This is a genomic window from Streptomyces sp. NPDC012637, assembly GCF_042954805.1.
Classification (GTDB): domain Bacteria; phylum Actinomycetota; class Actinomycetes; order Streptomycetales; family Streptomycetaceae; genus Streptomyces.
On sequence record NZ_JBIBDS010000003.1, the window covers coordinates 382,620 to 395,185 of the forward strand.

Annotated in this window: 11 protein-coding genes; 3 read left to right on the top strand and 8 right to left on the bottom strand. The window is 72.8% G+C overall.

Features of this window, described 5'->3' with window-relative positions; genetic code table 11:
• Positions 1-186: 186 nt before the first annotated feature.
• A complete protein-coding gene (locus tag ACFY8W_RS14790) occupies positions 187-1,161 on the bottom strand; it encodes a helix-turn-helix transcriptional regulator (protein WP_391104730.1) in 975 nt (324 codons plus the stop codon).
• 232 nt (positions 1,162-1,393) lie between these two features.
• Here ACFY8W_RS14790 and ACFY8W_RS14795 point away from each other — a divergent pair, with 232 nt between their 5' ends.
• Positions 1,394-2,680, top strand: a complete 1,287-nt coding sequence (locus tag ACFY8W_RS14795; protein WP_391104732.1) for a Cys-Gln thioester bond-forming surface protein — start codon at positions 1,394-1,396, stop codon at positions 2,678-2,680.
• Positions 2,681-2,758: 78 nt separating this feature from the next.
• On the opposite strand, the gene glnA is transcribed toward ACFY8W_RS14795, so the two are convergent.
• On the bottom strand, positions 2,759-4,168 hold the full coding sequence (gene glnA / locus ACFY8W_RS14800) for a type I glutamate--ammonia ligase (RefSeq protein ID WP_391104734.1): 1,410 nt from the start codon (positions 4,166-4,168) through the stop codon (positions 2,759-2,761).
• A gap of 234 nt (positions 4,169-4,402) precedes the next feature.
• Between glnA and ACFY8W_RS14805 the strand changes: the two genes are divergently transcribed.
• The gene (locus tag ACFY8W_RS14805) at positions 4,403-4,870 is read left to right on the top strand and encodes an RDD family protein (RefSeq protein WP_391104737.1); all 468 of its coding nucleotides are present in this window, start codon (positions 4,403-4,405) and stop codon (positions 4,868-4,870) included.
• A 196-nt stretch (positions 4,871-5,066) separates the two neighbouring features.
• Here ACFY8W_RS14805 and ACFY8W_RS14810 read toward each other — a convergent pair whose 3' ends face one another.
• The 4 genes from ACFY8W_RS14810 to lipB all read right to left on the bottom strand — a co-directional run bounded on the left by ACFY8W_RS14810 (position 5,067) and on the right by lipB (position 8,078).
• Complete coding sequence (locus ACFY8W_RS14810) at positions 5,067-5,780, bottom strand: DUF4191 family protein (RefSeq protein WP_391104740.1); 714 nt, start codon at positions 5,778-5,780, stop codon at positions 5,067-5,069.
• A 10-nt stretch (positions 5,781-5,790) separates the two neighbouring features.
• Positions 5,791-6,000, bottom strand: a complete 210-nt coding sequence (locus ACFY8W_RS14815) for a hypothetical protein (RefSeq protein ID WP_391104742.1) — start codon at positions 5,998-6,000, stop codon at positions 5,791-5,793.
• A gap of 155 nt (positions 6,001-6,155) precedes the next feature.
• A complete protein-coding gene (gene lipA, locus ACFY8W_RS14820; RefSeq protein WP_391104745.1) occupies positions 6,156-7,124 on the bottom strand; it encodes a lipoyl synthase in 969 nt (322 codons plus the stop codon).
• Between the two features lie 102 nt (positions 7,125-7,226).
• On the bottom strand, positions 7,227-8,078 hold the full coding sequence (lipB, locus tag ACFY8W_RS14825) for a lipoyl(octanoyl) transferase LipB (protein WP_391104748.1): 852 nt from the start codon (positions 8,076-8,078) through the stop codon (positions 7,227-7,229).
• A 363-nt stretch (positions 8,079-8,441) separates the two neighbouring features.
• On the opposite strand from lipB, the gene ACFY8W_RS14830 reads away from it, so the two are divergent.
• Entirely contained in the window at positions 8,442-9,974 is a 1,533-nt protein-coding gene (locus ACFY8W_RS14830; protein WP_391104751.1) for a regulator, read from the top strand.
• A gap of 24 nt (positions 9,975-9,998) precedes the next feature.
• Here ACFY8W_RS14830 and ACFY8W_RS14835 read toward each other — a convergent pair whose 3' ends face one another.
• Both ACFY8W_RS14835 and ACFY8W_RS14840 read right to left on the bottom strand, forming a co-directional pair.
• Positions 9,999-11,402, bottom strand: coding sequence for an FAD-dependent oxidoreductase (locus ACFY8W_RS14835; RefSeq protein ID WP_391104754.1), 1,404 nt, complete (start codon positions 11,400-11,402; stop codon positions 9,999-10,001).
• A 205-nt stretch (positions 11,403-11,607) separates the two neighbouring features.
• Positions 11,608-12,528: a TIGR01777 family oxidoreductase gene (locus ACFY8W_RS14840; protein ID WP_391104757.1), complete on the bottom strand. Its 921-nt coding sequence runs from the start codon at positions 12,526-12,528 to the stop codon at positions 11,608-11,610.
• Between the last annotated feature and the right edge of the window lie 38 nt (positions 12,529-12,566).

Genomic DNA, 12,566 nt, shown 5'->3' on the forward strand with positions numbered 1-12,566 from the left:
CGAAAATCCTCATCGCGCCAACTAGTCCCAGCGGAGCCCTGTGCTCCGGGTGTGGCGGCAGCGACGACGACACGCTATCGATCAGTCGCGGAGGGTGACACGTCTACTCGGAGGTAGGGGCGTGAATTCGTCAGCTCGTCATGTTTCCGTCACTCGCGGGACACGAGCGGGGGCGGGCGGCCCGGCTCAGAGCCAGTTCCGCTCGCGGGCCGCCAGCGCGGCCCGGAAGCGGTTCGGTGCCCCCAGGCGGCGCATGAGTGCGGCGACGTGGCCCCGGTAGGTCCGGACGGACATGCCGAGCTCGCGCGCGCCCGCGTCGTCCTTGTCCACCCGCGCCATGGCGCGAAGGACGCGGCGCTCGGTGGCGCTCGGCAGGTCGTCCGCGAGCGCGCACGATCGGGACCAGCGGTGTTCGAAGAGAGCCAGCAGGCAGGACACCAGGCCGGGTTGACGGACGACCAGGGCGCCGCGCGTGATGTCCGTCGGGTCGGTCGCCACCAGGGCGGTCCGCCGGTCGAAGATCACCATCCGTTCGAGCGGTCCGGCCGTGCCCCGGACCCGGGCCCCCCGCTCCGACAGCTCGGAGACGAAGTGACCGACGCCCGGGGAGCCGAGCGCACGGGTGTGCACGATGGTCCGCATCCGCAGACCCCGTTGCAGGTACTTCAGGTCGGTTCTCCTGACCGCGTCGAACGCGGCGGTGAGGACCGGTCCCGGGTGCGTGGTCAGTCGCTCCTCGCGGGCGAAGAACGAGAACTCGTCCACGTACGAGACCACTTGGTCGAGACCTTCGATGTGCTCCAGCTCGGTGGTCTGCCCCCACTGCCCCGCGCGCCGGTCCTCGGCCAGACTCTCCACCAGATGCCGCGACGAGGCGACGCGCCGGATCTCGCCCTGCAGTCCGTGGATCCGCATCCGTGCCAGCCGGTCGACCACGGACACCGGGTCCGCGCCGCTGAACGTCCGCTGGTCGGGCGTGGCCACCATGCCGAAGTCCCGGAGCCTGTCGAGCGCGGCCCGGGCGCTCTCCTCGTTCATCCCGCACCCGTGGGCGATCGCGGCGATTCCGACCCCTGGTGACCGCAAGGTCATCCGGTAGACCGCTTCCTCGCTCGCGCTCACCCCGAGGGGCGCGAGTGTGTTGCCTTCCACCGTGTCCATCCCGAATTCCCTGTCAGCCGTACGAAACGACGGTGATCGTCCAACAGACCGGGTCCGCTTCCCAGGGACCTAAGTCCATAGCTGCCCATAAGCCGGAGCTATGGGGTCATAGGACTGCAGGAAGCTGCAGCCGTGAACCGCAGGAAATGCCCCCGATTTCCGCCCTGGTCTCCGTCCGGTCGCCCATAGCTTTTCTCGGGTCCGTGGTGATCCATCCAGGAGAAGAGCAAGAGTGGGGCGGAAGAACGCAACCCGTGGGGCAATCGTCGGGCTCGCGAGCGGAGTGCTGTGGGCGGTCGCCGCGGCGACCGGGACGGCGACCGCGGCGGACGGTGGTGCCGGCGGCACCGGACCCGAGGGGATCGTCGGCATGACGTACGAGGTCCTCGAGAGCGACTACATCGCGCACCTGTTTCCCCGGCCCGGGGGCAAGGACGACGGGGCACCCGGCGGCCTGATCAAGGTGACGACCAGCGACGGCCGCGTCCTCTACGCGTACTGCCTGGACTCCGGCGCCCAGACGAAGCGCGGCGCCACGTACCGGGAGGCCGACCGGTCCGGCGTACCCACGCTGAAGGGGAACCCGGACGCCGCGAAGATCGACTGGATCCTGCGGCACGGGTACCCGGCCGCCTCCGAGGACGTGCTCGGCGGGCTGATCGGCGTAAAGCTCTCCAAGAACGCGGCGGCCGGTGGCACCCAGGCCGCCATCTGGCGCCTCTCCAACCACGTCGAGGCGGTCCCGTGGGACCCGGCCGCGGCCGAGCTCGCCGACTACCTCGTGGCCCACGCCGAGGACGTCGAGGAACCGGCCCGGCCGCTGATCCTCGCCCCCGGCACGGTCACGGGGACGGCCGGTTCACTCCTCGGCCCGATCAGGATCAGCTCCACCGGCGACCAGGTCGGTGTCTCCCTCGACCCCGCGGCCGTCAAGGCAGGCGTGGCGCTGACGGACCGGCAGGGCGACGTGCTGTCCGACGACAGCGGCAAGCTGACCCGACCCGCGAAGAACGGCGAATCGCTGTTCGTGAAGGCCCCTGCCGACGCGGGGGAGGGCGGCGCGACCGTCTCCGCGACGGCCGACGTCCCCGCCGCGCGGGGCCGGAAGCTCGTCAGTGCGGACAGCCAGGCGCTGGCCCTGCTGAGCGGCGACCGGATTCCCGTCGCCGCGGAGGCGAAGGCGGGCTGGACGGCCGCCGAGACCTCGCCGTCGCCCACGGCGGACCCGGGCGAATCGGCGAGCTCCGCCCCGAGCGGGTCCCCGAGCGGGTCGGCTTCCCCGACCGCACCGGGAACCACGACCGACCCGGGAACTCCCGGCGCCAGTGCTCCGGCGAGCACGCCCCCCACCGCCGGCGCGGCCACGCCCTCCGCCGCCCCCGAAGGCTCGGAACTCGCCTCCACCGGCTCCGGTGGCGCCCTCGGGTTCGTCGCCACCGCCGCCGGCGGGCTGGCCGCGATCGGAGGCGCCGTGGTCCTGATGCACGAGTACCGCCGGCGTTTCCGCACCAGGGACTGAGCCGGGCGACGACAAGGGGCCCCGGGCCGGCGGTGACGCCGGCCCGGGGCCCCTTCTCACGCTGTGGGCAGCCGAGCTTTAGAGGTCGAAGTAGAGCTCGAACTCGTGCGGGTGCGGGCGCAGCTGGATCGGGGCGATCTCCTGCGTGCGCTTGTAGTCGATCCAGGTCTCGATGAGGTCGGAGGTGAAGACACCGCCGGCCTGCAGGTACTCGTTGTCCGACTCGAGGGCGTCGAGGACGGCCGGGAGGGAGGTCGGGACCTGGGCGACGCCGGCGTGCTCCTCCGGAGCCAGCTCGTAGAGGTCCTTGTCGATCGGCTCGGCCGGCTCGATCTTGTTCTTGATGCCGTCGAGGCCCGCGAGCAGGAGGGCCGAGAAGGCGAGGTACGGGTTCGAGGACGGGTCCGGGGCGCGGAACTCGACGCGCTTGGCCTTCGGGTTCGAGCCCGTGATCGGGATGCGCATGGCGGCGGAGCGGTTGCGCTGCGAGTAGACCAGGTTGACCGGCGCCTCGAAGCCCGGGACCAGGCGGTGGTAGGAGTTCACCGTCGGGTTGGTGAAGGCCAGCAGCGACGGGGCGTGCTTCAGGATGCCGCCGATGTAGTAGCGGGCGGTGTCCGACAGGCCGGCGTAGCCCTGCTCGTCGTAGAAGAGCGGCTCGCCGCCCTGCCACAGCGACTGGTGGACGTGCATGCCCGAGCCGTTGTCGCCGAAGATCGGCTTCGGCATGAAGGTCGCGGTCTTGCCGTTGCGCCAGGCGACGTTCTTCACGATGTACTTGAAGAGCATCAGGTCGTCGGCCGCGGCGAGCAGCGTGTTGAACTTGTAGTTGATCTCGGCCTGTCCGGCCGTGCCGACCTCGTGGTGCTGGCGCTCGACCTGCAGGCCGACGTTCTCCAGCTCCAGGGAGATCTCCGCGCGCAGGTCGGCGAAGTGGTCGACCGGCGGGGCCGGGAAGTAGCCGCCCTTGTAGCGGACCTTGTAGCCGCGGTTGTCCTCGACCGCACCGGTGTTCCAGGCGCCGGCCTCGGAGTCGATGTGGTAGAAGCCCTGGTTCGCCGAGGTCTCGAAGCGGACCGAGTCGAACACGTAGAACTCGGCCTCGGGACCGAAGAACGCGGTGTCGGCGATGCCGGTGGAGGCGAGGTACGCCTCCGCCTTCTTCGCGATGTTGCGCGGGTCACGGCTGTACTGCTCGCCCGTGATCGGGTCGTGGATGAAGAAGTTGATGTTCAGCGTCTTGTCGCGGCGGAACGGGTCCAGGCGGGCCGTCGACAGGTCGGCGCGCAGGGCCATGTCCGACTCGTGGATGGCCTGGAAGCCGCGGATCGACGAGCCGTCGAAGGCCAGCTCCTCGGACGGGTCGAACGCCGTCGCCGGGATCGTGAAGTGCTGCATCACGCCCGGAAGGTCGCAGAACCGGACGTCGACCATCTTGACGTCGTTGTCCTGAATGAACTTCTTGGCCTCGTCGGCGTTCTGGAACATCCAACTCCTCCTACTCCCGGCCCGGGGAGGGGCGGGGTTGCAGCTCGGTCGTAGGGCCAGTGCGGTGGCCCACACGCTGGACCCGACCATAGGCAGGCGGGATTTCTCAAGCATGACCCATTTGTTTCGTGGAAGTTAACCGGCCCGGCGGTGCCCCGCGGCCACGGCATCGCGCACGCGCTGTTCCCGCACCCGGACCGAAGTGATCGAAAACGGGCGCAGTACCGTGGTCGGGTGGACAACAGGCAAGCACTCGGATCATGGCTCTCCGGCCCCCGCGCCGCGGCCGAAGAAGCGGGCGTGGACTTCGGTTACCGCGGGCAGCAGCTCGGCCTGCCCGAGGAGGGCCCCGGCTCCATCGCCCGCCCCGGCCGCCGCCTCGGCGCCCTCGCCGTCGACTGGGCCCTCTGCATGGTGATCGCATACGGCCTGATCACCGACGGCTACCGGCAGGCCACCGGCAACTGGGCGCTGCTCATCCTCTTCGTCATGAGCGCGCTGACCGTGGGCTCCGTCGGCGCGACGCCGGGCAAGCTCCTCCTCCGCCTGCGCGTCGTCTCCGTGAAGGGCGGCCGCCTCGGCCCGCTGCGCGCCGTGCTCCGCGCCCTGCTGGTCTGCCTGGCCGTCCCGGCCCTCATCTGGGACCGCGACGGCCGCGGTCTGCACGACCGCTTCTCCGGCGCCGTCCAGGTCCGCGTCTGACACGGCCGCCCGCCACGGGCATCCGCCACGGGCATCCGACAGGGAACGACAAGCGCCCCGGACCGGGACCGGTCCGGGGCGCTTCCCGTTGGTGCGGAGGGTGCGGATGGTGCGTGCAGATCGTTCGTGCGGCTCGTGCTTACGGGCCGGCTCGTGCGTACGGATCGGCTCGTGCGTACGGATCGGACGTGCGCGCTCAGCGCATCTTCCCGCCGCCCTTGGGCATCCGCATGCCCTTCGGCATCGGCCCCTTCGGCAGCGGCATGTTGCTCATCAGGTCGCCCATCGCCCGCAGCCGGTCGTTGGCGGCCGTCACCTGCGGGCCGGACAGCAGCCGGGGCAGCTTCAGCATCTTGGTGCGGACCTTCTTCAGCGGCACCTGGCCGGCGTCCTCGTCGTTGCCGACGACGATGTCCGTCACCGGGACGTCCACCACGATCCGGGCCATCTTCTTCTTCTCGGCCGCGAGCAGCGTCTTCACCCGGTTCGGGTTGCCCTCGGCGACCAGGACGATGCCCTGGCGGCCGACCGCGCGGTGCACGACGTCCTGGTTGCGGTTCATCGCGACCGCGGGCGTCACCGTCCAGCCGCGCCCGATGTTCTGCAGCACCGCCGCGGCGGCGCCCGGCTGGCCCTCCATCTGCCCGAAGGCCGCCTTCTCGGCGCGCCGTCCGAAGACGATGGCCATCGCCAGGAACGCCAGCACGAAGCCGAGAATGCCCAGGTAGACCGGGTGACCGATCAGGAAGCCGATCGCGAGGAGGACACCGAGTACGACGATGCCCACGCCCGCGACGACGAGACCGACCTTGGGATCGGCCTTCCGGGTCATCTTGTACGTGAGGGCGATCTGCTTCAGTCGCCCGGGGTTCGCGGCGTCAGCGCCGCCCGTGTTTGCCTTCCTCGCCATGTCCTGAAGTTTACGTGCCCAGGGAAGCCCGGCCCGCCACCGCCTCCATCACGTGCTGGGCCTCCACGCGGTCCTTGGCGCGGCGACGGTCCTCGAGGACGGACGTCCAGGCGTTGCGCCGGGCGGTGCGCTGCCCGCGGGCGAGCAGCACGGACTCGACGGCGCGCAGGGCGTCGGTGACGGACGGGAGGGCGTTGGCTCGGATGTGCGCGGCCTGCATGGGCGAGGGCCTCCGTGAACGCTCGGTGGCGGTGAGTGAGTACAGCCTCACAGACTGGTGTTACCAGGGCGTGACCCGGTGGTCAAACACTGATGAAACGTTGATGGGGCCGTCCGTACGACGTACGGACGGCCCCATCGACACGTGTGCGGAGGTCAGACGGCCTGCGTGGCGTTGTCGACGGCCCCGCGCCGCTCGATCGCCTGCTGGTAGAGGCGACCCGCGCGGTAGGACGAACGGACCAGCGGGCCGGACATCACGCCGGAGAAGCCGATCTCGTCGGCCTCCTCCTTCAGCTCCACGAACTCCTGCGGCTTCACCCAGCGCTCCACGGGGTGGTGCCGGACGGACGGACGCAGGTACTGGGTGATGGTGATCAGCTCGCAGCCCGCGTCGTGCAGGTGCCGCAGCGCCTCGCTGATCTCCTCGCGGGTCTCGCCCATGCCGAGGATCAGGTTCGACTTCGTGACCAGACCGTAGTCCCGGGCCTTGGTGATGACCTCGAGGGAGCGCTCGTAGCGGAAGCCCGGGCGGATCCGCTTGAAGATCCGCGGCACCGTCTCGACGTTGTGCGCGAAGACCTCGGGGCGGGAGGCGAAGACCTCCTCCAGGAGCTCCGGCACCGCGTTGAAGTCGGGGGCCAGCAGCTCGACCTTGGTGCGGCCGGCGGCGCGCTCCGCGGTCTGCTGGTGGATCTGGCGCACGGTCTCCGCGTACAGCCAGGCGCCGCCGTCCTCCAGGTCGTCGCGCGCGACGCCCGTGATGGTGGCGTAGTTCAGGTCCATCGTGACGACGGACTCGCCGACGCGGCGCGGCTCGTCACGGTCGAGGGCCTGCGGCTTGCCGGTGTCGATCTGGCAGAAGTCGCAGCGGCGGGTGCACTGGTCGCCGCCGATGAGGAAGGTCGCCTCGCGGTCCTCCCAGCACTCGAAGATGTTGGGACAGCCCGCCTCCTGGCAGACCGTGTGCAGGCCCTCGCTCTTCACCAGGCCCTGCAGCTTGTTGTACTCGGGCCCCATCTTCGCCCGCGTCTTGATCCATTCGGGCTTGCGCTCGATGGGGGTCTGGCTGTTCCGGACCTCAAGGCGCAGCATCTTGCGTCCGTCGGGTGCGACTGCGGACACATCGGCTCCTGTAGCTTCGATTCTTCGGCGTACACCAGGGTACGCCCGTTGCTTCCCATGCCCTGACGCTCTGGCCAACCCGTGGCCAAGGCTCGGCATTCCTCAGGCCGAGGCCCGTACCGTCTCGTGCGTGCCAGCGCTGTCGCGCGCCGCTTCGCCCGCGCTGTCGCGCTCGATGGGCCGCGGCTTGAGCTCCGCGTTCTCCAGCACGTCCTTCAGGTGCTTCTCGACGACCGGGAGCACCTCCTCGATCGTGACGTCCCGCCCGAGCTCGTTGGCCAGCGAGGCCACGCCGGCGTCCCGGATGCCACACGGGATGATCTTGTCGAACCAGGTGTTGTCCGGGTTCACGTTGAGGGCGAAGCCGTGCATGGTGACGCCCTTGGCGACCCGGATGCCGATGGCCGCGAGCTTGCGGTCCTCGCGGCGCTGGCCGGCGTTGGACGGGGCGTACTCCGGGCCGTTCAGGCGCGGGTCGAACTCCTCGTCGGTGAGCCGCGGGTCGAAGTCGAGCGAGAGCCCGCCGAGCGCCGGACGCTGCTCGACCGGGTCGCCGAGCACCCAGACGCCGCTGCGGCCCTCGACCCGGCTGGTCTCGACGCCGAACTCGGCGGCGGTACGGATCAGCGCCTCCTCCAGGCGGCGGACGTGGGCGACCACGTCGACCGGGCGGGGCAGCTTCATGATCGGGTAACCCACCAGCTGGCCGGGGCCGTGCCAGGTGATCTTGCCACCGCGGTCCACGTCCACGACCGGCGTCCCGTCCAGGGGCCGCTCGCTGTCGGCGGTGCGCCGGCCCGCGGTGTACACGGGCGGGTGCTCCAGGAGCAGGCAGGTGTCCTCGGTCTCGTCGGCGAACCGGGCGGCGTGCACCTCGCGCTGCTTGTCCCACGCCACCTGGTAGTCGACGGCGTCGTCGCCGAAGCCCAGACGGACGAATCGCAGCTCACTCACGGCAATGCCTCCTCCTGGGTGCCGTGAGCCGGGTTCCGGGGATCGTCCCGGGGCGGGAGCCGGCGGCGGCACCATGCGTCATTCGCGCCCATGCCACTGTACGGCCGCGCGCGAGGTGGGCCTCGGGCAGGTGTGCGGGCGGATGCGGGCGGCCCCGGCGCCCCGGCCCGGGGGACCGCTCCCATGCTCCTGGTCACCGGCCTGCGACAACCCTTGATCGCGTTCCTCACACGATCGGATGAATGTGGGGCGAAGGTGGCGGTAAGGGCGGCGACTGCCGCTAAATTCACGCCGTTCCATGAGGGCCATGAGGGTCCATACGGGCTGCCACCCGGGCCCGGAAGGCAGGAGACCGCACAGCTGATGACGGAACGACCCCCGCAGCGCATCCCGAACCGCCAGCTCGCCGCGCTCATCGCCGAAGCAGGTTTCTCCAACGCGGGTCTCGCCAGACGGGTGGACCAGCTCGGCCTCGAGCACGGCCTCGACCTCCGGTACGACAAGACCTCGGTGACCCGCTGGCTACGCGGGCAGCAGCCGCGCGGCACCACCCCGGCCCTGATCGCCGAGGTCTTCACCCGTCGCCTCGGCCGCCGGCTCTCCGCGCAGGACCTCGGGCTCGACGCCTGCGCGCCGGTCTACGCGGGCCTGGAGTTCGCGGCGACGCCCGAGGAGGCCGTCGACATCGTCAGCGGGCTGTGGCGCAAGGACTCCGGGAGCCACGCCGAGCTGCGGAAGATCGCCTTCACCCCGGCCGGGCTCGTCGTCCCCAGCCGCGACTGGCTGATCGGGCGGGCCGACGAGCGGGTCGCCCGTGGCGAGCCGGGCGGGGGAGCGGGCGGCGGCGTTCACCCGGGCCCGGGTGCCGGCCTCGGCGCGAGCCTGGGCGCAGCCGTCGGCGCCGGTACGCGGACGCACGGTGCCGACCCGCGCGTGCCCGTCCAGGGCCGGTTCTCGGTGCCCCGCCAGCGCGGCACCGACCGCGGCCCCGGCCAGCGGGTCTCCAGCGGGGACATCGCCGCCCTGCGCTCCGTCGGCGAGCTCTTCCGCACCCTCGACCACGCCTACGGCGGCGGCCACGCCCGCCAGGCCCTCGTCCGCTACCTGGAGCACGAGGCCGAGCCGATGCTGCGCGGCACGTACGGCGAGAGCGTCGGGCGCCGGCTGTTCGGCGCCGCCGCCGACCTCACCCGGCTCGCCGGCTGGACCTCGTACGACATCGCCGCGCACGGCCTGGCGCAGCGGTACTTCGTCCAGGCGCTGCGGCTCGCCCAGGCGGCCGGGGACCGGGCCTACGGCTCGTACGTCCTCATCACCATGAGCCACCAGGCCGTCTACCTCGGCCACGGCCGCGAGGCCGTCCAGCTCGCCCGGGTCGCCCAGCAGGGCGTCGGCTCCGCCGCCCCGCCCGTCGTCCAGGCCCTGCTCCACTCGGTCGAGGCGCGCGGACACGGCGTGCTCGGCGACTCCCGGGCCTGCGGCGCCTCCCTGGCCCGCGCCGAGCGCGCCCTGGAGGCGGCCAGGCCCGGCGACGAGGTGCCGTACTGGGCCAGGTCCTTCGACGAGGCCCAGCTCGCCGACGAGTTCGGGCACTGCCACCGCGACCTCCAGCAGTACCGGGCCGCCGCCCAGCACGCCGAGCGCGCCCTCCAGCTGCGCGCCCCCGGATTCGCCCGGAGCCGGCTCTTCTGCCGGGTCGTCCTCGCCTCCGCCCGGCTCGCCCTCGGTGAGCTCGACCAGGCCTGCGCGCTGGGCGCCGAGGCGGCCCAGCAGGCCTCCGAGATGCGCTCGGCGCGCGCGGTGGAGTACGTCCGCGACTTCGAGCGCCGTCTGGAGCCCTACCGGGACGCCCCCGCCGCCCGCACCTACCGCGACCGCGTCTCGACCCTGGGCTGACGTCCGGGCGCCGGGCGCCCGGACCTACGCCGCCCGCCGCTCGCCCGGCTCCGGAGCCGTCGGACGGATGCCCAGGTCGGCCAGGAGGGCGGCGGCGGCACGGCGGGCCGAGGACAGGGCGCCCACGGGAGTGCCGGTGGCGCGGTGGTCGCCGCACACGTAGAGGCCGGACAGCACCCGGACCGGCCGTTCGGGGTCGAACGGCGGCCGCATCGCCGGGAAGGCGCACGGCGTGTGGTGCAGGCCGAGCAGCTCCCAGTCGTCCGTGGACCCGCCGTACAGCGTCGCCAGGTGCTTGCGGACCCGGCGCTCGGTGTCGTCCGGCGGCGGACCGAGCACCGTCGAGGTGATCAGGACCCGGCCGTCCGGCGCCCGCGTCGGGTCGACCGCGCTCATCACCGCCGTGTGCGCCACCGGGCCGCCCGGGTCCGACTCCAGGAGCAGCACCGGGTCGCCGGCCGGCGCGGCCGGCGCCGTGTGGTGCAGCACCGTCGTCCCGACGTACTCCGGCACCCGCAGACCCGGCAGCAGCTCAGCCGCCGTCCGCCCGCCCGTCGCCAGGACCACCGAGCGACAGCCGAACACCCCGTGCTCCGCCGTCGTCACCCGCGAGATCGACGCCTCCGTGACCCGTACGCCGGTACGGACCGAGCCCGGCGGCAGCGCCGCCGCGAGCCGCTCCACCAGCGCGCCCGAACCGCCCTCCGGCACGCCGAGCCGGCCCCGCGCGAAGGACCGCAGCGCGAGGTCGGCGCGGCGGCTCGAGGTCGTCAGGTCGGCGTCGCCGAGCAGCGCGGCCAGCAGCGGCCGCAACACCCCCTGGACCGTACGGGCGGGCAGCCTGGCCAGCAGGGCCTCGCGCGCGGTGCGCTCGGTCCGGGTCAGCAGCCGCTGGGTGGGCGTCGTCGCCAGCCGCACCAGCGAGGCGCCCAGCCGCGCCTGGTCGAGCGAGACGGCCGGGTTCCGCGGGGCGCCGGCGAGGGCCCGCGCCATGCCGCGTGCCGCCTCCACGCCCCGGACGGCCGGGACCCCGCCCCAGGCGCCTCCCGCGCCCCGTACGCCCCCTGCGCCCCCTGCGCCCCCTGCGCTCCCGGCACTCGCCGTGCCCCAGGAGGCGTGCGGCGACGGCCGGCGGGTGGTGCTCCACGGTGCGTGCGGCGCGCCCCACCGCGCGTACCGCCCGTCGCTGTGCACCAGTACCCCGGGCGCGAGCGGCCGCAGCCGGACGCCCGCGACCTCCGGCGTCGTGAACAGCGGCCCGACGCGGTCGAGCCGGAAGCCGTCGACGGTGTCCGTCGCCATCCGGCCGCCGACCTGCTGCTCGGCCTCCAGGACCGTGACCGAGAGACCGGCCTCGGTCAGCTGATGAGCCGTCGCGAGACCCGCGATCCCGGCCCCTACGACGACGACGTCCGCTTTGTTGAGCACGTGCCCCTCCCCAGGTCGGCGCGGCTTGTGGGAGGCCTATGCCCCCAACCGGCCTCCGGAATGCCCTAGTTCGCAACGAGACTAGGCAGCGCTCCCACGGCGGGGAGCAGCGCGCGACGGGGAGCGCGGAGCACGGGGGAGCACGTCCCGGAGAGCGGACGGTGTCCTGCGGGCGAGCGCGGGAGGTACGGGCGGTGGCGGCGCGTCAGCGCGCGGCGGCCCGCACCGCGTCCTCGATGGTCGGGAAGGCGAAGTCGAAGCCGGTCTCCAACAGCCGCCCGGGCAGCACCCGCTGGCTGCCGAGCACGTCCCGGGCGAACTCGCCGAGCGCCACGCGCAGCGCCGGCGCGGGCACGTGGAGGAAGGCCGGGCGTCGCAGCACCCGTCCCATCGAGGCCGTCACCTCGCGGTTGGTGACCGGCTCGGGTGCGGTCAGGTTCACCGGTCCCGACAGGGACGGGGTGTCCACCATGTGGCGCAGCGCGGCGACCTCGTCGTGCAGCGAGATGAAGCTCCAGTACTGGCGGCCGTCGCCCATCCGCCCGCCGAGCCCGGCCCGGAACAGCGGGAAGAGCCGCCCCCAGGCCCCGCCCTCGCGGGCCACCACCAGGCCGGTGCGGGCGTACGTCACGCGGATGCCGGCGGCCTCGGCGGGTGCCGCCGCGGCCTCCCAGTCGACGCAGACGGACGGCAGGAAGCCCTCGCCCGCCGGCGCGCTCTCGTCCACCGCGCGGCTGCCGGTGTCGCCGTAGTAGCCGAGCGCCGTGCCGCAGACCAGCGCCTCGGGCGGGTCGGCGAGCGAGGCGAGCGCCTCGGCGACCGCCCGGGTGCCGAGGACCCGGCTGTCGCGGATCTCCTTCTTGTACGCCTCGCTCCAGCGCCGCTCGCCGACGCCCGCGCCCGCCAGGTGGACGACGGCGTCGACCCCGACGAGCCCGGCGGCGTCCACGTACAGCCGGGCCGGGTCCCACTCGACCTCGTCGGCCGCGGCGGCCGGCCGCCGGACGAGCCGGAGGACCTCGTGGCCGTCGGCGCGCAGGGAGCGCACGAGGGCGGAGCCGATGAGTCCGGACGCGCCGGTGACGGCCACGCGCTTGCGGGACGAGTGCTGCGAGGAGGGCTGCATGCCGCCATCCTGCCCTCCCCGGCCCCGCTGTGACACAG